The sequence below is a fragment of the Streptomyces sp. NPDC092369 genome (assembly GCF_044755245.1).
GTDB lineage: Bacteria > Actinomycetota > Actinomycetes > Streptomycetales > Streptomycetaceae > Streptomyces.
Genome location: NZ_JBIVQP010000001.1, coordinates 1,947,853 through 1,974,153, shown reverse-complemented (window position 1 = coordinate 1,974,153; position 26,301 = coordinate 1,947,853). Strand labels below are relative to the sequence as shown.

23 protein-coding genes are annotated in these 26,301 nt (G+C 71.3%); 6 read left to right on the top strand and 17 right to left on the bottom strand.

Annotation, left to right across the window (positions count from 1 at the left end):
- Positions 1-117 precede the first annotated feature (117 nt).
- The 5 genes from ACIQI8_RS08620 to ACIQI8_RS08600 form a co-directional block, all read right to left on the bottom strand.
- Positions 118-2,247, bottom strand: a complete 2,130-nt coding sequence (locus ACIQI8_RS08620; protein ID WP_402346239.1) for a 3-hydroxyacyl-CoA dehydrogenase NAD-binding domain-containing protein — start codon at positions 2,245-2,247, stop codon at positions 118-120.
- Entirely contained in the window at positions 2,244-3,461 is a 1,218-nt protein-coding gene (locus tag ACIQI8_RS08615; RefSeq protein ID WP_123997096.1) for an acetyl-CoA C-acyltransferase, read from the bottom strand. Before ACIQI8_RS08615 ends, ACIQI8_RS08620 begins: the two co-directional genes overlap by 4 nt.
- Before the next feature lie 299 nt (positions 3,462-3,760).
- Entirely contained in the window at positions 3,761-5,041 is a 1,281-nt protein-coding gene (locus ACIQI8_RS08610; RefSeq protein ID WP_402346237.1) for an HRDC domain-containing protein, read from the bottom strand.
- 129 nt (positions 5,042-5,170) lie between these two features.
- Positions 5,171-5,833 carry a response regulator transcription factor gene (locus ACIQI8_RS08605; protein ID WP_019073943.1) on the bottom strand — a complete coding sequence of 221 codons (663 nt, stop codon included), beginning with the start codon at positions 5,831-5,833 and terminating at the stop codon, positions 5,171-5,173.
- A gap of 261 nt (positions 5,834-6,094) precedes the next feature.
- A complete protein-coding gene (locus tag ACIQI8_RS08600) occupies positions 6,095-6,766 on the bottom strand; it encodes a DUF3000 domain-containing protein (protein ID WP_123997094.1) in 672 nt (223 codons plus the stop codon).
- Between the two features lie 105 nt (positions 6,767-6,871).
- On the opposite strand from ACIQI8_RS08600, the gene hemE reads away from it, so the two are divergent.
- Entirely contained in the window at positions 6,872-7,939 is a 1,068-nt protein-coding gene (gene hemE, locus ACIQI8_RS08595) for a uroporphyrinogen decarboxylase (RefSeq protein WP_123997093.1), read from the top strand.
- Between the two features lie 3 nt (positions 7,940-7,942).
- Here the strand turns inward: hemE and ACIQI8_RS08590 are convergent, their stop codons facing one another.
- Positions 7,943-8,767 (bottom strand): rhomboid family intramembrane serine protease, encoded by an 825-nt coding sequence (locus ACIQI8_RS08590; RefSeq protein WP_402346234.1) that lies wholly within the window; start codon positions 8,765-8,767, stop codon positions 7,943-7,945.
- A 125-nt stretch (positions 8,768-8,892) separates the two neighbouring features.
- Between ACIQI8_RS08590 and ACIQI8_RS08585 the strand changes: the two genes are divergently transcribed.
- Positions 8,893-9,216 (top strand): hypothetical protein, encoded by a 324-nt coding sequence (locus ACIQI8_RS08585; protein ID WP_402346232.1) that lies wholly within the window; start codon positions 8,893-8,895, stop codon positions 9,214-9,216.
- 41 nt (positions 9,217-9,257) lie between these two features.
- On the opposite strand, the gene ACIQI8_RS08580 is transcribed toward ACIQI8_RS08585, so the two are convergent.
- Together ACIQI8_RS08580 and ACIQI8_RS08575 are read right to left on the bottom strand one after the other, a co-directional pair.
- Complete coding sequence (locus ACIQI8_RS08580; protein WP_402346230.1) at positions 9,258-10,646, bottom strand: FAD-dependent oxidoreductase; 1,389 nt, start codon at positions 10,644-10,646, stop codon at positions 9,258-9,260.
- A gap of 27 nt (positions 10,647-10,673) precedes the next feature.
- Positions 10,674-11,672, bottom strand: coding sequence for a DUF4349 domain-containing protein (locus ACIQI8_RS08575; RefSeq protein ID WP_402346228.1), 999 nt, complete (start codon positions 11,670-11,672; stop codon positions 10,674-10,676).
- Positions 11,673-11,831: 159 nt separating this feature from the next.
- On the opposite strand from ACIQI8_RS08575, the gene hemG reads away from it, so the two are divergent.
- Together hemG and hemQ are read left to right on the top strand one after the other, a co-directional pair.
- Positions 11,832-13,286 (top strand): protoporphyrinogen oxidase, encoded by a 1,455-nt coding sequence (gene hemG, locus ACIQI8_RS08570; protein WP_402346226.1) that lies wholly within the window; start codon positions 11,832-11,834, stop codon positions 13,284-13,286.
- A gap of 4 nt (positions 13,287-13,290) precedes the next feature.
- Entirely contained in the window at positions 13,291-14,022 is a 732-nt protein-coding gene (hemQ, locus tag ACIQI8_RS08565; protein ID WP_402346224.1) for a hydrogen peroxide-dependent heme synthase, read from the top strand.
- Here the strand turns inward: hemQ and ACIQI8_RS08560 are convergent, their stop codons facing one another.
- From ACIQI8_RS08560 to ACIQI8_RS08535, 6 genes are all read right to left on the bottom strand, one after another.
- On the bottom strand, positions 14,023-15,657 hold the full coding sequence (locus tag ACIQI8_RS08560) for an alpha/beta hydrolase (protein ID WP_402346222.1): 1,635 nt from the start codon (positions 15,655-15,657) through the stop codon (positions 14,023-14,025).
- Positions 15,658-15,754: 97 nt separating this feature from the next.
- On the bottom strand, positions 15,755-16,555 hold the full coding sequence (locus ACIQI8_RS08555) for a TIGR04222 domain-containing membrane protein (RefSeq protein WP_402346219.1): 801 nt from the start codon (positions 16,553-16,555) through the stop codon (positions 15,755-15,757).
- A gap of 112 nt (positions 16,556-16,667) precedes the next feature.
- Entirely contained in the window at positions 16,668-17,447 is a 780-nt protein-coding gene (locus tag ACIQI8_RS08550; protein WP_402346217.1) for a DUF4142 domain-containing protein, read from the bottom strand.
- Positions 17,448-17,570: 123 nt separating this feature from the next.
- Complete coding sequence (locus tag ACIQI8_RS08545; protein WP_402346215.1) at positions 17,571-19,172, bottom strand: DUF692 family multinuclear iron-containing protein; 1,602 nt, start codon at positions 19,170-19,172, stop codon at positions 17,571-17,573.
- 162 nt (positions 19,173-19,334) lie between these two features.
- Positions 19,335-20,123, bottom strand: coding sequence for a DUF4142 domain-containing protein (locus ACIQI8_RS08540; protein ID WP_402346213.1), 789 nt, complete (start codon positions 20,121-20,123; stop codon positions 19,335-19,337).
- A gap of 169 nt (positions 20,124-20,292) precedes the next feature.
- Positions 20,293-20,877, bottom strand: coding sequence for a TetR/AcrR family transcriptional regulator (locus ACIQI8_RS08535; protein WP_402346211.1), 585 nt, complete (start codon positions 20,875-20,877; stop codon positions 20,293-20,295).
- A gap of 198 nt (positions 20,878-21,075) precedes the next feature.
- Between ACIQI8_RS08535 and ACIQI8_RS08530 the strand changes: the two genes are divergently transcribed.
- A complete protein-coding gene (locus ACIQI8_RS08530; RefSeq protein ID WP_402346764.1) occupies positions 21,076-21,963 on the top strand; it encodes an aldo/keto reductase in 888 nt (295 codons plus the stop codon).
- Between the two features lie 321 nt (positions 21,964-22,284).
- Here ACIQI8_RS08530 and ACIQI8_RS08525 read toward each other — a convergent pair whose 3' ends face one another.
- Positions 22,285-22,968 carry a TetR/AcrR family transcriptional regulator C-terminal domain-containing protein gene (locus ACIQI8_RS08525; protein WP_402346209.1) on the bottom strand — a complete coding sequence of 228 codons (684 nt, stop codon included), beginning with the start codon at positions 22,966-22,968 and terminating at the stop codon, positions 22,285-22,287.
- Positions 22,969-23,388: 420 nt separating this feature from the next.
- Between ACIQI8_RS08525 and ACIQI8_RS08520 the strand changes: the two genes are divergently transcribed.
- Positions 23,389-24,480, top strand: coding sequence for a polyprenyl synthetase family protein (locus tag ACIQI8_RS08520; RefSeq protein WP_402346207.1), 1,092 nt, complete (start codon positions 23,389-23,391; stop codon positions 24,478-24,480).
- Positions 24,481-24,525: 45 nt separating this feature from the next.
- On the opposite strand, the gene ACIQI8_RS08515 is transcribed toward ACIQI8_RS08520, so the two are convergent.
- Positions 24,526-24,927: a RidA family protein gene (locus ACIQI8_RS08515; protein WP_402346205.1), complete on the bottom strand. Its 402-nt coding sequence runs from the start codon at positions 24,925-24,927 to the stop codon at positions 24,526-24,528.
- A 22-nt stretch (positions 24,928-24,949) separates the two neighbouring features.
- The gene (locus ACIQI8_RS08510; protein WP_402346203.1) at positions 24,950-26,161 is read right to left on the bottom strand and encodes an FAD-dependent monooxygenase; all 1,212 of its coding nucleotides are present in this window, start codon (positions 26,159-26,161) and stop codon (positions 24,950-24,952) included.
- Positions 26,162-26,301 lie beyond the last annotated feature (140 nt).

Genomic DNA, 26,301 nt, shown 5'->3' with positions numbered 1-26,301 from the left:
CTGATGAAAGTGAACATTTGATCTGTCTGTGTGCAGATCCTATCCACAGGTGCACGGCAAAAGGGGGCGGGCCGCATGGATCGACACCATGCGGCCCGCCCCCGCGCCGGAGCGTGGTTACGCCGGCACGCTCGCCACACCCGGAGCGAGGAACGGCTTGCCGTTCACACGCTGCGAGACACCCTCACGGTCCAGGTACGGCGTGATGCCGCCCAGGTGGAAGGGCCAGCCGGCGCCCGTGATCAGGCAGAGGTCGATGTCCTGGGCCTCGGCCACGACACCCTCGTCGAGCATCAGCCCGATCTCCTGCGCCACCGCGTCCAGGACGCGCTCGCGCACCTGCTCCTCGGTCAGCACGGAGTCGCCCTGCTTCAGCAGCGCGGCGACCTCCGGGTCCAGCTCCGGCTTCCCGCTGTCGTACACGTAGAAGCCGCGCTTGCCCGCCTTGACGACGGCCGCGAGGTTCGGGGAGACCGTGAAGCGGTCTGGGAAGGCCCGGTTGAGGGTCTCCGAGACGTGCAGGCCGATGGCCGGGCCGACCAGTTCGAGCAGCACCAGCGGGGACATCGGCAGACCCAGCGGCTCGACGGCCTTCTCCGCGACCGCGACCGGCGTGCCCTCGTCGATGACGTTCTGGATCTCGCCCATGAAGCGGGTCAGGATGCGGTTGACGACGAACGCCGGGGCGTCCTTCACCAGGACCGCGGTCTTCTTCAGCTTCTTGGCGACCGCGAAGGCGGTGGCCAGCGACGCGTCGTCGGTCTGCTCGCCGCGCACGATCTCCAGCAGGGGGAGCACCGCGACCGGGTTGAAGAAGTGGAAGCCGACGACCCGCTCGGGGTTCTTCAGCTTCGACGCCATCTCGGAGACGGACAGCGACGAGGTGTTGGTGGCGAGGATCGCGTGCGCCGGGGCGACCGCCTCGACCTCCGCGAACACCTGCTGCTTGACGCCGATCTCCTCGAAGACGGCCTCGATGATGAAGTCGGCGTCGGAGAAGCCCTCGGCCTTGTCCAGCACACCGGTGACCAGGGCGGTGAGGCGGTTGGCCTTGTCCTGGTTGATACGGCCCTTGCCGAGCAGCTTCTGGATCTCCGCGTGGACGTAGCCCACACCCTTGTCGACGCGCTCCTGGTCGATGTCGGTCAGCACGACCGGCACCTCAAGACGGCGCAGGAAGAGCAGGGCGAGCTGCGAGGCCATCAGACCCGCGCCGACCACACCCACCTTGGTGACCGGACGCGCGAGCGACTTGTCCGGCGCACCCGCCGGACGCTTGCCGCGCTTCTGCACCAGGTTGAACGCGTAGATGCCGGCGCGCAGTTCGCCACCCATGATCAGGTCGGCGAGCGCCACGTCCTCGGCGTCGAAGCCCTGCTGCAGGTCGCCGTTCTTGGCGGCGGCGATGATGTCGAGGGCGCGGTAGGCGGCCGGAGCCGCCCCGTGCACCTTGGAGTCCGCGACGAAGCGGCCCTTGGCGACGGCCTGGTCCCAGCCCTCACCACGGTCGATCGCCGGCCGCTCGACCTTGATCTCGCCCTTGAGGACGTTCGCCGTCCAGACCAGCGACTGCTCCAGGAAGTCCGCGCCCTCGAAGAGCGCGTCCGCGATCCCGAGGTCGAAGACCTGCTGGCCCTTGAGCTGCTTGTTCTGGTTGAGGCTGTTCTCGATGATCACCGAGACGGCCTTGTCTGCACCGATCAGGTTCGGCAGCAGTGTGCAGCCGCCCCAGCCCGGGACCAGACCGAGGAAGACCTCGGGCAGCGAGAAGGCCGCGATGTGCTTGGACACCGTGCGGTACTCGCAGTGCAGACCGACCTCGACGCCGCCGCCCATTGCCGCGCCGTTGTAGTACGTGAAGGTCGGTACCGCGAGGGCCGCGATGCGCTTGAAGACCTCGTGGCCGCCCTTGCCGATGGCGAGCGCGTCGTCGTGGTTCTTGAGCAGCTCGACGCCCTTGAGGTCCGCGCCGACGGCGAAGACGAAGGGCTTGCCGGTGATGCCGACACCGACGATGTCGCCGGCCGCGGCCTCCTTCTCGACCTGGTCGATCGCGGCGTTCAGGTTCGCCAGCGAGGCCGGGCCGAAGGTGGTCGGCTTGGTGTGGTCGAAGCCGTTGTCCAGTGTGATGAGTGCGAACCGCCCGGCGCCGTACGGCAGTTCGAGGTGACGGACGTGCGCGGACGTCACTACCTCGTCGGGGAACAGCTCGGCCGCACCCTTCAGAAGCTCGGTGGTGGTGCTCACTTGTCCCCCTCGAAGTGCGGGTTCTCCCAGATGACGGTCGCGCCCATGCCGAAGCCGACGCACATGGTGGTCAGGCCGTAGCGGACGTTCGGCTGCTCCTCGAACTGGCGGGCCAGCTGCGTCATCAGCCGCACGCCGGAGGCGGCCAGCGGGTGGCCGTAGGCGATGGCGCCGCCGTACTGGTTGACGCGCGCGTCGTCGTCCGCGATGCCGTAGTGGTCGAGGAAGGCCAGGACCTGGATCGCGAAGGCCTCGTTGATCTCGAAGAGGCCGATGTCGCCGATGCCGAGACCGGCCTTGGCGAGGGCCTTCTCGGTGGCCGGGATCGGCCCGTATCCCATGACCTCGGGCTCGACGCCGGCGAAGGCGTAGGAGACCAGGCGCATGCGCACCGGCAGGTTGTTCTCGCGGGCGAAGTCCTCGGACGCGAGGATCGACGCGGTGGCACCGTCGTTGAGCCCGGCCGCGTTGCCGGCGGTGACCCGCCCGTGCACACGGAACGGCGTCTTGAGCCCGGCGAGGTTCTCCAGGGTGGTCCCGGGACGCATGGGCTCGTCGGCGGTGACGAGACCCCAACCGGTCTCGCCCACCTCGGAGTTGGTGTTCCGCACGGAGACCGGCACCAGGTCCTGCTGGATCTTGCCGTTGGCGTACGCCTTGGCGGCCTTCTCCTGCGAGCGCACGGCGTACTCGTCGGCGCGCAGCTTGGTGATGTGCGGGTAGCGGTCGTGCAGGTTCTCCGCCGTCATGCCCATGAAGAGGGCGGACTCGTCGACCAGCTTCTCGCTGATGAGCCGCGGGTTCGGGTCCACGCCCTCGCCCATCGGGTGGCGCCCCATGTGCTCGACACCGCCGGCGATGACGGCGTCGTAGGCCCCGAAGGCGATCGAACCGGCGGTCGTGGTGACGGAGGTCAGCGCACCGGCACACATGCGGTCGATCGAGTAGCCGGGCACCGACTGCGGCAGCCCGGCGAGAATCCCCGCGGTCCGCCCCAGGGTCAGCCCCTGGTCACCGATCTGCGTGGTCGCGGCGATGGCGACCTCGTCGATCTTCTTTGGGTCGAGTCCGGGGTTGCGGCGCAGCAGCTCCCGGATCGCCTTCACCACGAGGTCGTCGGCCCGGGTCTCGTGGTAGATGCCCTTCGGGCCCGCCTTGCCGAACGGGGTACGGACGCCGTCGACGAACACGACGTCCCTGACGGTACGAGGCACGATTGGCTCTCCTCCAGGGTGCGGGTGGGCACTGCTGCGGCACGCCTCCACTGAGCGCGCGCTCAGCCCCCATGCTACTTATGAGTAACGTAGCTGCCCACCCCTGACGCCCCGAGCGGCGAAGGTCACACCGGGGAGACGCCGAGGATCTTGGCGCAATCTAGACGTTCACTGGGAAGCAGGTGTTCAGGGGAGCTGCCGTGAGGGGCGCGGGGCTGTATCGATTTGCGGCTCCGCCGCGCGGGCGCGACCAGCCACAACAAACCCGCGGCCGCCCCACAACAGATCCCTACCGGCGCCTAGGCGGAAAGCGCAGCCACCAAAACCGGCGCCACCTGCTCGACCTGCCAAGGCCGAGCCCCGTACCCCGCCAGCGCCGCACCCACGGACTCCACGTCCACAACCTTCGGCGGCTCCCAGCAAACCCGCCGCACGGTGTCCGGCGTGATCAGGTTCTCCTGAGGCATGCCCAACTGCTCGGCCAACGCGGAAACGGCAGCCCGAGCCGCCGACAACCTGGCCGCGGCCGCCGGATCCTTGTCCGCCCAAGCCCGCGGCGGCGGAGGCCCGGTGACCGGCTGCCCCGGCGCCGGCAGTTCCACGTCCGCCAAAGCCTTCGCACGATCCACCGCGGACTGCCACTGCTCCAGCTGCCGCCGCCCCATCCGATGCCCGAACCCGTTCAGGGCGGCCAGCGCATGCACATTCACCGGTATGGCCAACGCCGCCTCGACGATGGCCGCGTCCCCGAGCACCTTCCCCGGCGAGACGTCCCGCCGCTGGGCGACCCGGTCCCGCGTCTCCCACAGCTCCCGCACCACGGCCAGCTGCCGACGCCGGCGCACCTTGTGCATCCCGGACGTCCGCCGCCAGGGATCCTTGCGCGGCTCGGCCGGCGGCGCGGCCGCGATCGCGTCGAACTCCTGCCGCGCCCACTCCAGCTTGCCCTGCCGGTCCAGCTCCTTCTCCAGCGCGTCCCGCAGGTCGACCAGCAGCTCCACGTCCAGCGCCGCGTACCGCAGCCACGGCTCGGGCAGCGGCCGGGTCGACCAGTCGACGGCGGAGTGCCCCTTCTCGAGTACGAAGCCCAGGACGCCCTCGACCATCGCGCCGAGACCGACCCGCGGGAATCCGGCGAGCCGACCGGCCAGCTCGGTGTCGAACAGCCGCGTCGGGATCATGCCTATTTCGCGCAGGCACGGCAGGTCCTGGGTGGCCGCGTGCAGCACCCACTCGACACCGTCGAGGGCCGCACCGAGGCCGGAGAGGTCGGGACACGCCACGGGGTCGATCAGCGCGGTCCCCGCGCCCTCACGGCGCAGTTGGACCAGATACGCGCGCTGTCCGTAGCGGTAGCCGGACGCGCGCTCGGCATCGACGGCGACGGGACCGGTGCCCGCGGCGAAGGCGGCGATCGTCCGGGCGAGGGCGTCCGCGTCGGCGATCACGGCCGGAATACCGTCGCGCGGCTCCAGCAGAGGGATCGGCGCCTCCGCAGCAGAAGATCCGCCGTCGTCCGGAGGAGCGCCTCCGGTGGTTCGCAGTGAAACGTCTGCTGCGGTCTCTTGGGCGTCGGTCACATGTCAAGGGTATCTGTGTATGGACAGCGCCTGCCGACGGAACGTTCCGTCGGCAGGCGCCTGGGGGTCGTAAACCAGTCAGCTCGGTGACAGCTCCGATTCACGTCCGTGAATGTGAGGGGACGGGGGTCAGTGGATGATGCCGGTGCGCAGGGCCACCGCGACCATTCCGGCACGGTCGCCCGTGCCGAGCTTGCGGGCGATCCGGGCGAGGTGGCTCTTGACGGTGAGTGCGGACAGGCCCATGGAGACACCGATCGCCTTGTTCGACTGGCCTTCCGCGACCAGTCTCAGCACCTCGACCTCACGGCCGGAGAGCTCGCGGTAGCCGCCCGGGTGGCTCGGGGCACCCGGGGGGCGGCGGTGCATACGGGCGGCGGCGGAACCGATGGGGGCGGCTCCGGGTCGGGTGGGGAGCCCGACGTTGGTACGGGTGCCGGTGACGACGTAGCCCTTGACCCCGCCGGCGAGGGCGTTGCGGACGGCGCCGATGTCGTCGGCGGCGGACAGGGCCAGGCCGTTGGGCCAGCCCGCGGCACGGGTCTCGGACAGCAGGGTGAGGCCGGAGCCGTCGGGCAGGTGGACGTCGGCGACGCAGATGTCGCGGGGGTTGCCGATGCGGGGACGAGCCTCCGCGACGGACGAGGCCTCGATGACGTCGCGCACACCGAGCGCCCACAGGTGGCGGGTGACGGTGGAACGGACGCGGGGGTCGGCCACGACCACCATGGCGGTGGGCTTGTTCGGGCGGTAGGCGACCAGGCTTGCGGGCTGCTCGAGGAGAACGGACACCAGGCCTCCTGGGGTGCGGGACGGCTTTGAAGGTCACAGACGTCTTCGGCACCCGGCAGGGAGTCCTTTAGAGAATGATCACGATCTAGTGAGTAACAATTAGTGCAATTCGGACGTGCGATCGATCATTCGGTGAATGAATCGGTTCGTTCGAGGGTTCACTCCTGACTGAAAGTGGCCGTATCGACAAAGAGACGGTCAATCGGCCACCCGTGGTGGAACCCATCGGAACTGCGTCGGAACCCGGCGCGACCCAGCGGATCAGCGGGACTGCTGCGGCCCCCGGCGCTGCGGCAGCGTGACCACCGACGCGTCGCCCGGCCCGGCCGGCGGGAGGCCCGCCACCTGCGCCAGCAGATCGCACCAGGAGGCCAGGTGCGCGGCCGTGTCCGGAACCCCGCCGAGGCCCTCACGGGGCGTCCAGGAGGCCCGGATCTCGATCTGCGAGGCGGCCGGCCGCTCGGACAGGCCACCGAAGTAGTGCGAACTCGCGCGCGTGACGGTGCCGCTCGGCTCCCCGTACGACAGCCCGCGCGCCTGGAGCGCGCCGGTCAGCCAGGACCAGCACACCTCCGGCAGCAGCGGATCGGCGGCCATCTCCGGCTCCAGCTCCGCGCGCACCAGCGTCACCAGCCGGAAGGCACCGTGCCAGGCGTCGTGCCCGGCCGGGTCGTGCAGCAGCACCAGCCGGCCGTCGGCCAGGTCCTGGTCGCCGTCGACGACCGCGGCCTCCAGCGCGTACGCGAACGGGGCGAGCCGCTGTGGCGCGCGCGTCGGCTCGATCTCGACCTGCGGCCTGAGCCGACTGTTCCGCAGGGCCTGGACCGCGGCCTGGAAAGCCGGCGGAGCCCCACCGCTACCGTCCCGGTCACCCTCCTTGGTGTCGTCCATTCCGTCAGCGCCGTCCGACAGTCGTCCTTGAGCCGCAGCCATGCGGGAAGGTTAAGGGGAACGGAGGGCTCGTGCGGGACTAGACACCCCCTCTTGGGCCCACCGGGCCGCGCGAAACGCCCTGCGCGGCCGTGCGAGACTTGCCCCGTGAGCGCCAACGAGACCCCCGCGGGGCAGCCGCCGACAGCCACGTACGACTCCGCCTTCCTCAAGGCGTGCAGGCGCGAGCCCGTGCCGCACACGCCCGTGTGGTTCATGCGGCAGGCCGGGCGCTCCCTGCCGGAGTACCGCAAGGTCCGCGAGGGCATCGCGATGCTGGACTCCTGCATGCGCCCCGACCTGGTCACCGAGATCACGCTCCAGCCGGTGCGCCGGCACGACGTGGACGCGGCGATCTACTTCAGCGACATCGTCGTCCCGCTCAAGGCCATCGGCGTCGACCTCGACATCAAGCCCGGCGTCGGACCGGTCGTCGCCCACCCCATCCGCACCCGCGCCGACCTGGCACAACTGCGCGCGCTCGAGCCCGAGGACGTCTCCTACGTCACCGAGGCGATCGGCCTGCTGACCCGCGAACTGGGCCCGACCCCGCTCATCGGCTTCGCGGGCGCGCCTTTCACCCTCGCGAGTTACCTCGTCGAGGGCGGTCCCTCTCGCACGTACGAGAACGCCAAGGCGATGATGTACGGCGACCCCGAGCTGTGGGCCGACCTCCTCGACCGGCTCGCCGACATCACGGCGGCCTTCCTCAAGGTGCAGATCGAGGCGGGCGCCAGCGCCGTCCAGCTCTTCGACTCCTGGGCCGGCGCGCTCGCCCCCGCCGACTACCGCCGCTCGGTGCTGCCCGCCTCCGCGAAGGTCTTCGACGCGGTCGCCGGGTACGGCGTCCCGCGCATCCACTTCGGCGTCGGCACCGGTGAACTCCTCGGGCTGATGGGCGAGGCCGGCGCGGACGTCGTCGGCGTCGACTGGCGCGTCCCCCTCGACGAGGCCGCCCGCCGGGTCGGCCCCGGCAAGGCGCTGCAGGGCAACATCGACCCGACCGTGCTGTTCGCCGGACCGCAGGCAGTCGAGACCAAGGCCCGCGAGGTGCTGGACGCCGCCGCCGGTCTCGAAGGTCACGTCTTCAACCTCGGCCACGGCGTCATGCCCTCCACCGACCCGGACGCGCTCACCCGGCTCGTGGAGTACGTCCACACGCAGACCGCCCGCTGACCCTCACCACGTGTGCCGGGGCCGGGCCCGCCTGCCGAACAGCAGGCCGCGCGGCTCCGGCGGCGGGGGCGTGCCGGCCTTGAGCGGCCAGGCCAGCACCATGCCGACGAGGAACCCGACCACGTGCGCCGCGTACGCCACCGTCCCCGCGGTGGAGACGCCCTCGCCGGACGAGTAGATCGCCTGCAGCACGAACCAGAAGCCCAGCACCATCCAGGCCGGCAGCCGCAGCGGCAGGAAGACCAGGAACGGGACGAGAACCCACACCCTGGCCTTCGGATACAGCACCAGATAGGCGCCCAGGACACCGGCGATGGCTCCCGAGGCACCGATCAGCGGGTCGCCGGAGTCGGCGTTGAGGAGCGCGAAGCCGTACGAGGCCGCGTAGCCGCAGACGACGTAGAAGAGCGTGAAGCGGATGTGGCCCATGCGGTCCTCGACGTTGTTGCCGAAGATCAGCAGGAACAGCATGTTGCCCAGCAGGTGCAGCCAGCCGCCGTGCAGGAACATCGCGGTGAACACCGACAGCGCGGGCGACTTGTCGTAGTCCGGCGGGGCCACCAGACAGCCGGCGCCGTTCGCGCCCACACCCACCTCGCCCGTCGGCACCAGCCGGGGCATCTGATGGTGGATCAACTCCTGCGGCACCGCCGCGTAGTGGTCCAGGAACGCCTGCAGATGACACAGCTGCGAGACGCTGCTGTCGCCCGCCACGGAGCCGGCGAGGCCGGGCGTGTACAGGAAGACAAGGAAGTTCGCGGCGATGAGCGCATACGTCACCCAGGGGGTGCGGCGCACCGGGTTCACGTCATGGACGGGGATGACCACAAGGGATAGGTGCCCGCGATGGGCCCCGCGAATCGGTGAACACGGGCGCGCGTGCGTGCGTATGTGTCCTCAACTGCCCGCGGCACGGGGAAGGCGGGTCGCGGGGACGACGTGAGGAACAGGCGATGAACGACCGAGTTACTCCTCCGATGCAGGCCACGCCGGACGGCGAGGCGGAGATCTCCCTGGTGATCCGGCTCCCCTGGGAGGACGTGGCCCGGCTGGGCCAGGAAGCGGGACGTCTTGCCGCGCAGATGCAGCGGCCGGTCACGCTCGACGAGGCGGTGAGCAACCGGTTGCGGTCCACCCGGCCCGCGGCCACGCACGCCAAGCCCTCCGGGGAGCAGCCGGTTGCCATGCCGGCGGCTGCGTCGGTGTCCTCGTTGCCGCCGAGGCCTCCGGTGGATCAGGCGCGTCAGGCTATTGAGCGGATCAACGGGACTGCCTGAGGGACATCGCCGTGGGCTGGTCGCGCAGTTCCCCGCGCCCCTTAGGTCGGCTGCTGTACGGCCCTTGTTGCTTTGCGGGCCGCTACCAGTACCGGGTCCCAGACTGGGCTGAACGGGGGTGCGTAGCCGAGGTCCAGAGCCGTCATTTGTTCCACCGTCATGCAGGCGGTGAGGGCTACGGCCGCGATGTCGACCCGCTTGCCGGCGCCCTCTCTGCCTACGATCTGGACGCCCAGGAGGCGGCCTGTTCGGCGTTCGGCGAGCATTTTCACTGTCATCAATGCCGCGTCGGGGTAGTAGCCGGCTCGGCTGGTGGATTCGATGGTGACCGTTTCGAACTGGAGGCCGGCTCGGCGGGCGTCCTTCTCGCGTAGGCCGGTGCGGGCGATCTCCAGGTCGCAGACCTTGGAGACGGCCGTGCCGACCACGCCGGGGAAGGTGGCGTAGCCGCCGCCGACGTTGGTGCCGATGACCTGGCCGTGTTTGTTGGCGTGGGTGCCGAGGGCGATGTGGCGTTCCTGGCCGGAGACCAGGTCGAGGACCTCGACGCAGTCCCCGCCCGCCCAGATGTTCTCGTGGCCGCGGACGCGCATCGCGAGGTCGGTGAGCAGGCCGTGGTGGGCGCCGAGGGGGAGGCCGGCGGCCGCGGCGAGGGTTGTCTCCGGGCGTACGCCGATGCCCAGGACCACCACGTCCGCCGGATATTCGGCGTCCTGGGTGGCGACCGCCCGGACCCGGCCGTCCTCGCCGGTCAGGACCTTGGTGACCTGGGTGTTGTTGACCATGGTGATGCCGAGGCCCTCCATGGCCTCGTGCACCAGGCGGCCCATGTCCGGGTCGAGCGTGGACATCGGCTCGCTGCCCCGGTTGACGACCGTCACCTCGTAGCCGCGGTTGATGAGCGCCTCGGCCATCTCGACGCCGATGTAACCGGCGCCGACGACCACCGCGCGTCGCCCACGCGTGCGTGCCAGCGAGTCGAGCAGGGCCTGGCCGTCGTCGAGCGTCTGGACCCCGTGCACACCCGGCGCGTCGGCGCCCGGCATGTCAGGACGGATCGGGCGGGCGCCGGTCGCGATCACGAGTTTGTCGTACGACGTCCAGGACTCGGCGCCGGAATCGACGTCACGCGCGCGTACGCGTCCGCCGGCCACGTCGATCTCCGTGACCTCGGTGCGCATGCGCAGATCGATGCCCCGCGCGCGGTGCTCCTCGGGCGTACGGGCGATCAGTTCCTCGGGAGCCGAGACGTCGCCGCCCACCCAGTACGGGATGCCGCAGGCCGAGTACGAGGTGAAGTGGCCGCGTTCGAACGCGACGATCTCCAGCTCGTCCGGACCCTTCAGGCGGCGGGCCTGCGACGCTGCGGACATTCCCGCGGCGTCGCCGCCGATCACTACCAGTCGTTCGCGCGCAGGGCTCGTGTCCATGCGAACACGCTACGGGCAGACGGCACTTCAGTCCTGCTCGTCGCCCTTCCGAGGGGCGGTGGTGTCGGGGACGGGCGGGGCCGCCGGCAGCGGGCCCAGCGCGGTCGTCAGGGGCGCGGTGGCCGGGCGGCGCGGCAGCCGGGGCCGGATCAGCCGCAGCCAGGCCAGCACGAGCAGTCCCGCCACCGCGAGGAACGGCAGCACCGCGCCGAACGCCACCGCCAGCCAGCGCAGCATCGTCACGAACGCGTCCCAGCCGCCGGCCAGCGCGTCCATGAACCCGGTGTCGTCGTCCTTCGCGACCGCCTTCACGGGCGTCTGGGTCAGCGAGAGCGTGATGGTGGCCAGGCTCGTGCGGTCCTTCAGGGACGCCTGCTGGGCCAGCAGCGCCTCCAGGTCCGACTCCCGGCTGCTCAACTCGCCCTCCAGCTGGACCACATCGCTCAGCCTGGTGGCCTGGTCCATCAGCTCCCTCACCCGGGCCACGCTGACGCGCTGGGTCTTGATGCGGCTCTCGACGTCGACGACCTGATCGGTGACGTCCTGGGCCTTCGCGGTGCGCTCCAGGAGCTTGCCCGCGCCCTGCAGGTCGGCGAGGACCTCGTCGTATTTCTCGACCGGCACCCGCAACGTCACGCGCGTGTGCTCGCTGCCCTCCTCGCCCCTGTCGGTGGTCTCGTTGCCGACGTAGCCGCCCGCGTTCTCGGTGGTGGTGCGGGCCTCGTCGAGCGCCTTCGGTACGTCCTTGACCTGCACGGTCAGCGAGGCGGTGCGGATGATGTGGCTCGCGGAGAGCTTGGGCGCGGTCGACGACTTGCTGCCGCTCGCGCTCTTGTCGCCCGAGGTGTCCTGCTCGCCGCCCGGAGCAGCCTCGGCCGCGTGCGGGGCACCCTTCGCGTCGCCGCCGGCGTCACTGGCGGTGCTGTCGTCGCCGTCCGGGCCGCCGCAGCCGGCGAGTGCGAGCGTCGCGGCGAGCAGGATCCCGGTCAGGGCGTGGACCGGCCGTACGGAATGTCGTGTGCGCATGAGGCGTACCCCCGAGTGTCATGACCGACTGATGCTCCTTCGACGCCGGGAGGGGTCAGGACGTTGGGGTGGATCGGTTCCGATGAGGTCACGGTCGGGACTCGCGGCGGACACCGGGGCCCGGCGGGAGTGTCAGTGGGGTCTGCGAGAGTGGAGGGCATGAGCGCAACGGGTAGGAGTGCGGGGCACGTCGTCGTCATCGGAGCCGGCATCGCGGGTCTCGCCGCGGCCCACCGGCTGCTGGAGCGCGGCGCGACGGTGACCGTGCTGGAGGCGTCGGACAGGGTCGGCGGCAAGCTGCTGCCGGGCGAGATCGCGGGCGCCCGCGTCGACTTCGGCGCGGAGTCCATGCTGGCCCGCAGACCGGAGGCCGTCGCCCTCGCGCGCGAGGCCGGACTGGGGGACCGGCTCAAGGCGCCGGCCACCGCGACCGCCTCGATCTGGACCCGCGGCGCCCTGCGCCCCATGCCCAAGGGCCACGTCATGGGCGTACCCGGCACCGCAGCCGCCCTCTCCGGAGTGCTGTCCGACGAGGGCCTCGCGCGCATCGAGCGGGACGCGGACCTGCCGCGCACGGAGGTCGGCGACGACGTGGCGGTGGGGGAGTACGTGGCGGAGCGGCTGGGCCGCGAGGTCGTCGACCGCCTCGTGGAGCCCCTGCTCGGCGGGGTGTACGCGGGCGACGCGTACCGCATCTCGATGCGCTCGGCGGTCCCGCAGCTCTACCAGGCCGCGTTGACGCACGACTCGCTCACGGAGGCGGTCCGCGAGATCCAGGCCCGGGCCGCCGCGGCCCGGCAGACGGGGCCGGTCTTCATGGGCATCGAGGGCGGAGTGGGCCAACTGCCGCTCGCCGTAGCGGAGTCGGTTCGCGCGCGCGGCGGCGAGATCCTGACCGGGACGCCGGTGCGGGAGCTGCGCCGTAACGGGGCGTCGGGCTGGCGGGTCGTCGCCGGAGAGCGGGTGCTCGAAGCCGACGGTGTGGTCGTCGCCGTACCCGCGCCGGCCGCCGCCGGCCTGCTGAGGGCCGAAGCGCCCGCCGCCGCGGCCGAACTCGCCGCCGTCGAGTACGCGTCCATGGCCCTGGTCACCCTCGCCTACCGCCGCACCGATACCGCTCTCCCCGAAGGCAGCGGCTTCCTGGTGCCGCCGGTCGACGGGCGGACCATCAAGGCGTCGACGTTCGCCTCGCAGAAGTGGGGCTGGATCGCCGACGAGAACCCCGACGTGGTCGTGCTGCGCACGTCCGTCGGGCGGTACGGCGAGACGGCGGTCCTGGAGCGGGACGACGCCGGTCTCGTCGACGTCTCGCGGCACGACCTGAGCGAGGCCGTCGGCCTCACCGCCACGCCCCTGGAGACCCGCGTCACCCGCTGGACCGACGGTCTGCCCCAGTACCCGGTCGGCCATCACGCGCGCGTGGCCCGCGTCCGCGAGCACGTCGCCAAGCTCCCAGGACTCGCGGTCTGCGGCGCGCAGTACGACGGCGTCGGCATCCCGGCCTGCATCGCGAGCGCGTACGCGGCCGTGGACCAGCTCGGCGGCGACCTGGCAGCGGGCCGGGAGCTCACCGCCAACCCGGTGCAGAGCCTGCACGGCGGAGCGGGAGAATAGCCGCATGAGTGACGACGCCCCCACCACCGAGCCCGGCCGTGTCCCGAACAAGGGCAAGCTGGCCAAGGACCTCAACGAGGTCATCCGCTACACGCTGTGGTCGGTCTTCAAGCTGAAGGACGTGCTCCCCGACGACCGCGCCGGTTACGCCGACGAGGTCCAGGAGCTGTTCGACCAGCTCGCCGCCAAGGACGTGACGGTCCGCGGCACCTACGACGTGTCGGGCCTGCGTGCCGACGCCGACCTCATGATCTGGTGGCACGCCGAGACCGCCGACCAGCTGCAGGAGGCGTACAACCTCTTCCGCCGCACCAGGCTGGGCCGCGCCCTCGAGCCGGTCTGGTCGAACATGGCGCTGCACCGCCCCGCCGAGTTCAACCGCTCGCACATCCCGGCGTTCCTGGCCGACGAGACCCCGCGCAACTACATCAGCGTGTACCCGTTCGTGCGCTCCTACGACTGGTACCTGCTGCCCGACGAGGACCGTCGCCGCATGCTCGCCGACCACGGCAAGATGGCCCGCGGCTACCCGGACGTGCGCGCCAACACGGTCGCCTCGTTCTCGCTCGGTGACTACGAGTGGATCCTGGCCTTCGAGGCCGACGAGCTGTACCGCATCGTCGACCTCATGCGCCACCTGCGTGCCTCCGAGGCCCGCCTGCACGTCCGCGAGGAGGTCCCGTTCTACACGGGCCGCCGCAAGGAGATCGGCGAGCTCATCGCGGGCCTTGCCTGATCAACGGGTGGGGCGGGCGGCCGACTTCGCCTGGGGTTCGTCCTTGGTGCGGTCGTCCGCCGCGATCGGCTGGGGCTCCTTGTGCGGGGCGCAGGCCGCGCGCCGCACCGGGAGGCGGCCTTCCAACAGGTAGGCGTCCAGGTAGCCGTTGACGCAGCGGTTCGGGCCGCCCGCGATGCCGTGCGTGCCCGCGTCCCGCTCGGTCACCAGCACCGACCCGGACAGCCGCCGGTGCAGCTCCAGCGCACCGTCATAAGGAGTCGCCGCGTCCCTCTCGGCCGCCAGGATCAACGTCGACGGCAACTCACCCGGCGCGGTCCTCACATCGACCACCTGCTGACGCGGCGCGGGCCAATACGCGCAGGGCAGGTTCATCCACACGTTGTCCCAGGTCTCGAACGGCGCCACGCGCGCGAGGCGCGTGTTGTCGCGGTCCCAGACCTTGAAGTCCGTCGGCCAGGACGCGTCGTTGCACTCGACGGCCGTGTACACCGCGTTGGAGTTCTCCGCCTCGGCCGCCGCCTCCGGATGCGGTCCCGCCTGCTGGATCAGCGGCTTCGGGTCGCCCTTCAGATACGCCGACAGCGCCTGCGCGCGGTGCGGCCAGTAGTCGTCGTAGTACCCGGCCGTCAGGAACGCGCCCTGCAACTGGGCCGGCCCCACCTTGCCGCCGGCCGGCTCCGCCGCGAGCTGGGCCGCCGCCTTGTCGTAACTGCCCTGCACCGCCTCGGCCGTGGCCCCGAGCCCGTACACCTCGTCGTGCTCGGCCATCCACTCCCGGAAGTCCGTCCAGCGGCCCTCGAACGCGGCCGACTGGTCGAGGTTGTTGCGGTACCAGATCTGCTCCGGGTCCGGGTTCACCGCCGAGTCGAAGACCATCCGCCGCACGTGCGAGGGGAACAGCGTCGCGTACAGCGCCCCGAAGTAGGTGCCGTAGGACGCCCCCATGAACGTCAGCCTGTCCTCGCCGAGCGCCGCCCGCAGGACGTCCAGGTCACGGGCGTTGTTGAGAGAGGTGTAGTAGCGCAGCGAGCTGCCGGTCCGCTGGGCGCAGCCGCGCGCGTAGGCCTTCGCCTGCGCGATGCGTTCCCGCTTGTACGACTCCGAGGGGTGCGTCGGTGACTGCGAGGGCGCCTTGCCGAAGTGCTTGGGGTCCTGGCAGGAGACGGGGGCGGAGCGGCCGACACCGCGCGGGGAGTAGCCGACCAGGTCGTACGCGGAGCCGATGCGCTTCCACTCCGGCAGCAGGCCGATGAGCGGGAAGTAGAACCCGTCGCCGCCGGGCCCGCCCGGGTTGTAGACCAGGGCGCCCTGGCGCGGCACCCGGCGCTTGCTGTTGCGCGGGTCCTTGTGGGTGGCGCGGACCCGGCTGACGGTCAGTCGGATCTGCTTGCCGCCGGGGTGCGCGTAGTCGAGCGGGACGGAGACCGTGCCGCACTGCATGCTGCCGGGCATGTCCTGCGCCTGTGAGCACTTCCCGAAGTCCACGCCGGCGGCAGCGGCGCGCGCGGCGGCCACGGCGGTGCCCCGCAGTTCGGCCGCGCCCGGTGCACCGGGCAGACCGGTGGCGGGGGCGGTGGCGAGGGTGGTCAGGAGCAAGGATCCGGCGGCCGAGTAGAAGGCGGCTGCTCTCATGGCGTATCCCTTCGGTGCACGGCGGCGACAGAAGGGATGTTTCGTACGACTTAGGGCGAAGGCAAGCACCGCCCGCCGGTGTCGGGCTCAATGCCCCCTATGCGCCCCCGGCGTGTGGTTCGCGCCACGGCTGGTCCCGGTGCTCGAATGCCTCGCGCAGGTCCGGTTCGCCGATCGCGCGGACCCCTCGGACGGCGACGGAGGTGAGGTACGTACGGTCGTCGCCGCCGGCGGAGCGCCGGGTCAGGGCGCCCAGGAGGCGCTGGCCGGCCGGGGAGGCCCAGCGGGAGTACGGGTGGACCTCGACGCGGGCGATCGCCAGGCAGCTCAGGGTCAGCGCCAGCGGCAGTGCGAACCAGAGGGCGACCAGGCCGCGCGGCATGTCCGGCGGAGCGGGCAGCAGGAGCGCCGCCGCTCCGAGGCCGAACACGACGAGCGCCGCGAACTGCACCTGGCGGATGCCCGCCGCGATCCCGCCCCGGCCGTCGGCGGGCACCGCGAGGCCCGCGCTGACCAGCCGGTCGCCGAGGCTGCCCACGGCGTCCGCCGAGGCCGTCGCGGCGCGCACCGGAGCGATCCGGCTCTGCCCCTCGGGCCCGATCGCCCCTATCACCGAGCGCTCCATCTCGTCGCGCCCGCGCGGGTCGACGACCGTCGCCCAGCCGGTGCGGGCCAGCAGCAGCCGCTGCTGCCGGGCCATCGAGACCATGGTCAGATCGGCGACCCGCCCCGGGCCGCCGGACAGGAAGGCCGCCTCGTAGAGCGTCAGACCGCGCCCCCGGACGTCCGTGTCGGCATCCGTGTCCACGGCCGCCACACGTACGGCGGCGAGACACAGCCGGGTACAGGCCGAGCCGGCGACGGCCCAGGCCAGCAGCAGGAGCAGGACCCAGAACATGCCGCGTTTCTATGCCAGGGGCCCGGGGAAGCGCCATGCCCTGTTCACAATCCGGACGGAGTGTTGTCGGTATGTGACGTTCCGATTGGCGCGAAACAGCCTGTGGATACGGCTACGGCTGCGCGGGCGGCGGGCTGGAGGCGGGCGGTGGGAGCGTGTACGAGGACGACGGCTGCGGCCGGAAGGTCGGGGCCGCCGGTGCCGGGTCGAGGGTCGCCGCCGGCGTGCCGGCGAGCGAGGGAGGAGGCGTGGCGGCCATGTCCCGGGCCAGGGCGTCCCAGTCGACGTACCCCGTGGCCTCCAGCACCTCGATGTGGTCGAGGACGGTCGTGTTCGCGTCGTCGGCGAGCGTGCGCACCAGCGAGTTCTGGGTGCTGGCGCGGACCTGGGCGACGACCGAGAACACCTTGCCGTGCGCCACCCGCAGGATGTTGGCGAACTTGCTGTCGTAGTCGACGCCTTGGGCCGCGGCGAGCGTCGCGAGCCACTGCTTCTGCTGGTCGTTGGGCTCGTTCGGCAGCGCGAGACCGAGCTTCGCGGCCACGTCCCGCACCCGCTGGTCCAGGAAGGTGTGCCCCTCGACGAGGTGCTGCCCCGCCGTCCGTACGGCCTGGGTTGTGCCCTTCTGCTCCGCCTCCTGCCCGGCGGGCAGCTCCCACAGGCCGGCCAGCCGCACCTTGGTGATGAACTCGCGGTCGAGCGCGGACAGCGGACCGTAACTGGTCGACACCGTCTGGGCGTTGAGGACGTTCGCGTCCGTGCCGACCCCCGACCGGTCGGCGTACGACCAGATCGGAAAGACCAACGCCAGCAGCGTCGCGGTCAGGCCCACGATGATGAGCCCGGTGCCAGTGAAGATGCCCCGTCCTCTGACAGGGGGTCGCGGTCGCATGGCGCCTCCCGGTACGGCACCGCACGGGTGTGTGCTCAGGGTGCGGATGTGTGCGGAAGGTGCAATGTTACCGCCCGGTCTGCACCGCGATGCCGCACGGCCCCCTCGCCCGCGGCCTCCGGCTCAGCGCCGCAGCAGCACCCGCCGTGTCGCCCTGGCCAGCCGCACCCCCGGCCGCCGCGAGTGCGGCACCGGACCCGACCGCTCCAGCCACCACTCCCGCAGTTCCTGCCGCGCCCCCGCCTCTTCGACCAGGTCGCCCACCAGCAGATGCTCGGCGAAGTCCAGGGCGTCCCGCCGGTAGCCGCCGGTCATCGGGTGCCCGTGGGCGTACGCGAGGAAGTGGCCGCGATAGTCCCCGCCGAGGATCTCCGGCAGCTCCGGTGCGACCTTCGCCACCACATCGGCCCGCTTCCCGTCCAGCGCCCGCGCCTGCACGCCCAGCCGGACCCGGTCGAAGCCCTCGGGCACGGGCGTACCGGCGACGAGCGCGGAGAGCAGGGCGGCCTGGGCCAGGGCGAGGCGCTGGCGGGCGGGGGTGACCTGGGTGGTGGGGTTCGCCGGGGTGAGGTCGGCGGGGTCGGTCGGGACGTGCGCTGCCGTTTCGGCGGGGTCGGCCGGGACGTGTCCTGCCGGGGCAGGGCCGGCCATGGCGACGGCCGACGCTTGCGCGGCGGGCCTTTCTCGGCTCCCGCGCTCCGTGCCGACGGCCTCCGGCCGGACGCGCGGGGCCCCGACGGCCTCCGGCCGGACGCGCGGGGCCCCGCCGGCCTCCGGCCGGACGCGCGCGGACCCGCCGGCCTCCGGGCTGCCGGGGACCGTCTCGACAGCCCCCTCGCCGCCGCGTGCGCTCGCCGCCGCTCCCCGGATCTCGCGTGCCACGGCCTCCCGGAACCCTCGGTCCAGCGCCCCTTTGATCGACGCCAACTCCCGCTCCAGCTCAGCCGGTTCGGGGAAGTTCTCGTCCCGTTCCAGCAGGATTCCCGGCGGCGACACCCGGGACGCGAGGTCGGTCAGGATGTCGAGAACCGGGCGCGGGACGGGGTGGGCGTGGCTGTCGTGCCAGACGCCGTCCCGCTCGAAGCCGCCCGCGACATGGACGTAGGCGATGGCCTCCAGGGGAAGTTCGGCGAGCGCCTTGGCCGGGTCCTCGGCCCGGTTGACGTGGTTGGTGTGCAGGTTGGCCACGTCGATGAGGAGCCGTACGCCCGTCCGGTCGGCCAGCTCGTACAGGAACTGCCCCTCGGTCATCTCCTCGCCGGGCCAGGCGATCAGTGCGGCGATGTTCTCGACGGCGAGCGGTACCGGCAGTGCGTCCTGGGCGATGCGGATGTTCTCGCACAGCACGTCGAGGGCGTCCCGGGTGCGCGGGACGGGCAGCAGGTGCCCGGCCTCCAGCACCGGGGTCGCGGTCAGTGGGCCGCCCGCCCGGACGAACGCGATGTGCTCGGTGACCAGCGGCGATCCCAGTGCCTCGACCCGCTCGGCCAGCGCGGCCAGACGGTCGGCGCCGGGCCGGTCGGCGCCCCCGAGGCCGAGCGAGACGCCGTGCGGAATCACGGTCACCCCACGCTCGCGCAGCCGCCGCAGCGACTCGGGGAGGTGCCCGGGGCACACGTTCTCGGCCACCGCCTCGACCCAGTCGATCCCCGGCATCCGCTCCACGGCGTCCGCGATCTCCGGCCGCCACCCGATGCCCGTCCCCAGCCTCGTCACTCGCTCCATCGCCCGTCCCCTCCTCGGCTTCCTCCGCGTGTCCGTGCCGTCCCCGTCGACGTGGAGGGGGTATGGCCCCCGCCGGCGGGGCCGAACCGCCGCCCGCCCACCTTCAGAGCAACATTTGAGGTTCGGACGCGGCCGGTTCGGACGCGGCCGGGGTCCACGGACTCACTGGAGAACGCCCGCCGTGTCCACCGGGTCCGGGCGGCCGGTGTTGACGGTGCCGGGTGCGCCCGGCGACGGGCGGGACGTCGTGTCGATCTCCCCGCTGGCCTCGGCGGCCGGGGCCGAAGGCGCCACCTGGCCGGGGACGGGCGCGGGCGGGCCGGTCGGGCTGGCGGTGGTGCCGGCCACCGCCTCGTTGGCGATGGCGTCGAAGTCGACTTTGCCGGTCTTCTCCAGGATCGTGATGTGGTCGAGGACGGTCTGGTTGGCGTCCGAGGCGAGCTGGCGGACGAGGGTGTTGCGGGTGGTGTTCCGTACGGCGCCGATGGCCGGGAAGATCTTGCCGTGCGCGGACCTCAGCAGGTTCACGAACTTGTACTCGTACTCCGCGCCCTGCGCCGCGCTCATCTCCTGCAGCCACCCCTGCTGCTGCTCGTTGGGCACGTTCGGCAGCGCCACGCCGAGCTGGGCCGCCACGATCCGTACCCGTTTGTCCAGGTCGGTGTGGCCGACGATGAGATGGTCACCCGCGTCCTTGATCGCCTGGCTGGGCGCCCGCTCGATCGCCTGCTGCCCGGCCGGCAGCTCCCACAGCCCGGCCAGCCGCACCCGCACGATCAGGTCGCGGTCGGCCGCGGTCAGTGGCCCCCACTGGGTGTTCACGGTGCTCGCCGCCACGTTGGCCTGGCCCGTGCCCATGCGGTCGGCGTACTGCCACATGGGAAACGCGACCGCGCCGAGGGTGGCGACGAGGGACGTGATGAAAATGGCTGTGCCGTTGATGCGCGGCAAGACTGCCTCCCGGATGAGACCGACGGGTGCCAGGAGGTACGGGTGGGACGATCGCGATGTTCAAAGAAAGGGTAAAGATCTAAAAGATCGGCAAAGAGGGCAGGTCAGGGAGTCGAGAATCGCCAGGTCGGGGGCTTGAGGGGTGAGTCGGCGACTCAGGACTCGGGACTCAGGACGATTTCGCGCCGACCCGCAGACCGTCCATCAGTAGCCCGATCAGCCGGTCTCCTTGGGCCCTCCAGTCGCCGGCCGCGTCCAGTCGGAGCAGCCCGCTCATCGCCAGCACCACGTCGGCCGTCTTCAGGTCGGAGCGGATCGTTCCGGCGGCGACGCCCGCGGCGAGGAGGGTGCCGATGGTGTCGGAGATCCGGGCGTAGGACTCGGACGCCCAGGTCTCGCCGACGCCGATGGTCCGCAGGGCCTCGGACATGTGCTGCTTGGTGACCAGCAGGCTCGCCAGGTGTCGCATCCACTCCTGCAACGCCCGGTCCGGCGGCAGGGTTTCGAGGAGTCGGTCCGCGGCCGAGCAGAGCTGCTCCACCTCGTAGTCGTAGGTGGCGAGGACGAGTGACTCCCGGTTGGGGAAGTGCCGGTAGAGCGTGGCGATGCCCACCCCGGCGGCCTTGGCGATGCTGCCCAGCGAGGCGTCCTTGCCCGCGTGGTTGAACTCCTCGATGGCCGCGGCCAGCAGCTTCTCGCGGTTGCGTACGGCGTGGGCGCGTACCGGCTGCGGCGGCCCCTGACGTTCCTGCATGTGTGCTCCCCGGGATCGGTGGCGCCGCCCGGCGGACGGCGAATGACGACCCTGCTTGCTTACCGGAGGTTCCTCCGTTAACGTTGTTACTACCGGAGGGTCCTCCGGTATCTCCCTCACGATACAACCGAACGGAGACTTCCCGTGAACACGATTTCACTCGGCGACCTCACCACCTCCTCCCAGGGTCTCGGCTGCATGGGGATGAGCGAGGGGTACGGCCCGACCAGCTGGGACGACGCGATCGCCACCGTCCACCGCGCCCTCGACCTGGGCGTCACCCTCATCGACACGGCCGATGCCTACGCCTTCGGGCACAACGAGGTGCTCGTGGGCCGGGCCATCGCCGGCCGCCGCGACGAGGTCCAGCTGGCGACCAAGACCGGCATCGACCGCACGGGCAGCGACACCTGGGTCTACCGAGGCGAGCCCGGCTACATCAAGCGCGCGTGCGACGCCTCCCTGATGCGCCTCGGTGTCGACCACATCGACCTCTTCTACCTGCACCGGGTCTCGCCGAACACCGAGATCGAGGAGTCGGTCGGCGCCATGGCGGAGCTGGTCAAGGAGGGGAAGATCCGGCACATCGGTCTCTCCGAGGTCAGCACCGAGCAGCTGCGGCGGGCGTATGCCGTGCACCCGATCACGGCCGTGCAGAGCGAGTACTCGATCTGGTCCCGTGACATCGAGGAGACGGTGGGGGAAGGGCTGCGCGAGCTGGGCGTGGGCCTGGTGGCGTACTCGCCGCTCGGCCGCGGCTTCCTGACCGGCACGGTGGACGTGTCGGCGCTGCCCGCGGGCGACGCCCGCAGGCGGCTGCCGCGCTTCCAGACCAGCGAGAACGAGGTCGTCGCGGACGGCGTCCGCTCGCTGGCCGAGCAGAAGGGCGTCACCGCGGCGCAGCTGGCCCTGGCCTGGGTGTCGTCGCGCAGCGAGCACTTCGGCGTCCCGGTCGTCCCGATCCCGGGCACCAAGCGCGTGAAGTGGCTGGAGCAGAACGTGGCCGCCGCGGACATCGAGCTCACGGCCGACGAGATCGCCACGCTGGACGGCCTCTCGGCCCACGTGGTGGGCGGTCGCTACTGACCGAGGTGAGTGCCGTGGCCCGAGACCGGCGCGTGGACCGGGCGGAGGGGACCGGCCCGAGGGTCGGCTCGTGGGCCACGGCGCTCGTGGTTGGCGGGGGAGCTGGCTTCCCGGTTGGCGGGGGAAGTGGACTCCTGGGCGGGGTGGACCGAGTCGGTCGGGGCCGGTCCGAGTCGGGCTGGGCCGGTCCGAGTCGGGCTGGGCCGGGTCGGTGACAGGCGGCGGGGCTTCAGGCCGGTCGTCGACTTATCCGCCCTCGGGGTGCGGCGGACTGGCCGTCTGCTGATTCCGACCCGCTCGGCGGCACATCCGCACCGTCGTCTACTGACCCCGCCCCGCCGCGCCAGCGCCCCGCAAGCGCTCGCGCAAACCGCCGAGGATCAGCCCTAGTCCGAACTCGAAGCGGCCGTCGAAGTTGACGAACTCCTCGACGGGGGTGGCGTACAGCTGGGGGTAGGTCTGGCGTGCGCCGGCGAAGTCGAGCTTCTCGACGGCGCCTTCGGTCCGGCCCTGTTCCTCCAGGGCCTCGCCCAGGACGTAGCAGACGACCGTGGAGGTCGCCCAGAGTGCCGCCACCCCGGTGAACCCCGCCTGCTGCATGACGCCGACGAGGCGATCCGCGAACGCCAGGCTGTGCCGCTGTGCCGCGTAGCTGCCGCCGACGATCCTGGCCCCCTCCCGCTGGGCCAGCAGGGCCCGCCTCAACTGCCGCGCGAGCAGGGTGACTTCGGCCTCCCAGTCGCCCGCGCGGCTGTCCACCAGCGCCTCGGCGAGAATCGCTTCCGCCATCTCGTCCAGGAGCGTCTGCTTGTTGCTGAAGACCCGGTAGATGGCGGGCAGTTGCAGCTTGCTCGCATCCGCGAGCCGTCTCATGGTGAGTGCTTCCAGCCCGCCGGCGTCGACGATCTCCAGGGCCGCGGTCACCAACGCCTGGGCGCGGGTCGCGGGCGGCGGGGGGCCGGTCGGTGCGGCGGGGGAGTCTGAATCCTGGGAACCCTTGGGCATGTTAACAATGTTATCGTCATTGTTCCGGTGAGGCGACAACGGGCCGAGCATGCCAGTTTCGCGGACGCTCCGCACCCCGCCTGGCCTCGCGGGGTGCCATGCCGAACTCCTCCCGGAACGCGGTGGAGAAGCCCGCGTGGCTGCGGGGCCGTGCGATCCGGCACGCTGATCCGGCTCGAGCCGTGCAGGTCGGTGAAGATCTCGTCCCACGCACCGACCGTGGGGATGTCGACAGCGTCAGTCCAGGAATACACACCTCGACTCCAGCCACAGGGCTGCCGGCCCGGCGCGGGAGACGTCGGGGCGCGAGACGGCGGGACGGGCCGGGACGGCATGGAACCCTGTACGGGTGGTGACGGCGCGGACGCCGTCATCCTTGTGACCTTCCTTCGTGGCCTTCCTCGTAACAGGAGTTCCGGCATGCCCGACGCCGACGGTGTCAGTGACCCGTTGATGACTCGCCTCATCGGCCACACGCGGAGCTTCGACAAGCTCTTCGAGGAGTACTTCGACACCCTGGACGGTGTCCTCGACACACCGTCGTTCGGCACCTTCACCCCCGAATGCCTTCGCCTGCTGCGGGAGTTGTCGCTGCGCGGCGGCAAGCGGATGCGGGTGGTGGTGCTCCACGAGGCGGCGCGGCTGGTGACGGACGAACCCGCGCAGGGCCTCGACGCCGCGGCCCTGAGCCTCGAACTCCTGCAGACCCACGGCCTGATCCACGACGACCTCATCGACGACAGCGACACCCGGCGAGGCGGCCCGACCACCTACTACGCCTACCGCGAGAGGTTCCCCGACCACCCCCGGACGGCCCTCGGTCTCACCGTCCTCGCGGGAGATCTAGCGCTGGCCCTGTCCCTGCGGGTGCTCCTCGACGCGAGGGCGAGCCTTCCGGTGCGGCAGGCCATGATCGAGGTGCAGACCCGCGTCACGGCGGAGACGGTCATGGGCCAAGTCATCGACCTGGAAAGGGACTTCACCGCCGTACCTCCGGACATCGACGTCATCCACGAGGTGGCGGACTACAAGTCCGCGCGCTACTCGCTGCTGGCGCCGCTGCAATTGGGGCTGCTGGCGGCGGGTGAGCAACCGGGCTTTTATGACGGGGAGTTGCGGAGCTACGCGCGGCTGGTGGGGATCTGCGGGCAGATGCGGGACGACTGGCTGGACCTGTTCGGGGACGAGCACGTCATGGGCAAGTCGACCGGCACGGACTTCCGTGACGGGAAGCGCAGTTACGCCGTGACCGCGCTGCTGGCCGCCGTCGGCGGACCGGAGCGCGCGGTGGTGGAGTCGGCTCTCGGCGATCCCTCGTGCACCGCGGACGCCGTCGCCACGGTCCGCGGGATCGCCGAGCGGCACGGTGTGGCCGAGCGCATGCGGGTGGACATGCGCCGGCACGCGGAGGAAGCCGCCCTGGTGGCCGCCGGTTGGCGGTCCCGGTGGCGCGCCGAGGCGGTCGACTTCTTCGAGTTGTTGCCGCACTGGGCCGTCGAGCGGTCCACGTGAGTGGCACGCCCGGACCCCTGCCCGGTCGGCCGGTCCGCCGTCGGGTCAGAGCGTCGCCACCACTTCGATCTCCACGAGGAAGCCGTCCTGGAAGAGGGTGGAGACGCCAACGGCGGTGCTGGCGGGCGGTGTCGGACAGCCTCTGCGCGCCGCGGTGAGCGCGGCTACCAGCTCGCCGGCCTGGTCGGTGGTGTAACCCGCCAGGTAGACCGTCTCCTTGATGATCTTCTCGCGGGAGGACCCGGCGGCCCGGAGCGCCGCCTCCACGTTCTCGTAGGCCTGCTCGAACTGTGCCACGAGGTCGTCCCCGCCCACGAGTTGGCCGTCCTTGTCCCAGGCGACCTGGCCGGAGGTGTAGACGAGTCCGAGGGCCGGCACGGTCACCGCGTGGGAGAGGACACCCGGCAGCGGGGGCAGTTCAGGGGGATTGACAGCATGGACCGACATCTTGATTCCCTTCCGCTGGTGGCTACGCCGCCACCAGGTGCCGTGAGTAGTCGTCGAGCAGGAACGCGTTCGACCTGTTGACCTGGCTGCGCAGCAGAAGTTCCTTGCCGGGCAGGTGACTTGCCAAGCGGACGACCCCGTTGCGGAACGCGATGCCGAGTGAGGTCCGGGGCGTCATCACCTTCCCCTGGTCGGGGGCCCACTGCTGGATCTCTCCGATCCACGGGCGCAGTTTCACCTCGTACCGGGTGAGCGCCCCCGCGATGTCGTCCGGGGTGGCCGCCAGTTCGCCCGCGAGGACATAGGCGCCCACCATGGCGATCGTGGTGCCGTGACCCGACAGCGGCGAGGCCGAGTAGGCGGCGTCTCCCACCAGACCGACGCGTCCGGTGGACCACTTGGGGAGCCTGACCTGACTGCAGGTGTCGAAGTAGAAGTCGGGGGCGGTGTCGATCTGCGACAGCAGGGCGGCGGCCTCCCAGGCCATGCCGGAGGCCCTGGCCTTGACGATGCGCTGCTGGGCGTCGACATCCCGCCAGTCGTAGGAGGGCCGGCCCGCGCGGAAGCTGAAGAACGCCATCACCTTGGAGTTGTCGAGGATGGAGCGCATCCCGATGGTCCTGCCGGGTTCGCTGTAGGCGACGGTCCAGTCCTTGACGCCGATGTGGTTGCGGGCGGTCCAGAAGGAGACGTACGTGCCGAGGTGGTGCAGGTGGTCGGTCTCCGGGCCGAAGAGCATCTCGCGCAGTTCGGAGTGGAGTCCGTCGGCACCGATGACCACGTCGAACGACTCGGCGGGCGCGGACTCGAACTCGACGTGCACCTTCGTACCGTCGTCGTGGGCCGAGGTGATGCGATCGCCGAACCGGTACTCGACGCGGTCCCGCGACTGTTCGTGGAGCACCCCGGACAGGGCCCCGCGCAGGATCTCGATCTCGGCGACCGGCCCGTCCCCGCCGAACTGGTCGGCCCGCAGCGCCCCCTTGGTACGCCCTTGGCCGTCGACGAAGGACAGGCCGTAGTTGCTCTCGCGTGCGGCCCGTACCTCGGAGTCGACCCCCATCCTGCGCAGGACCTCCCGGGAGACCCCGCGGAGATCGACGAGTTGGCCGCCGGCCCGCAGTTCGGGCCAGCGCTCCACGACCGTGACGTCCGCGCCGTACCTGGCCAGCCACAACGCGAGGGCGGGGCCCGCGATGCTCGCGCCGGAGATCAGAACCTTGAGTCGCCCCATCGGCTGCCTCACCTCGCTGAAAGTGCCGCCGTCGTGAGTGTTAACGGCGTTACCATCGACGGTAACGTTAACGGCGTTATCGCGTCAATGGGCAGCGAACACCGGCGTCGACGGCCCACGGAACGCCTGACCGAATCCCG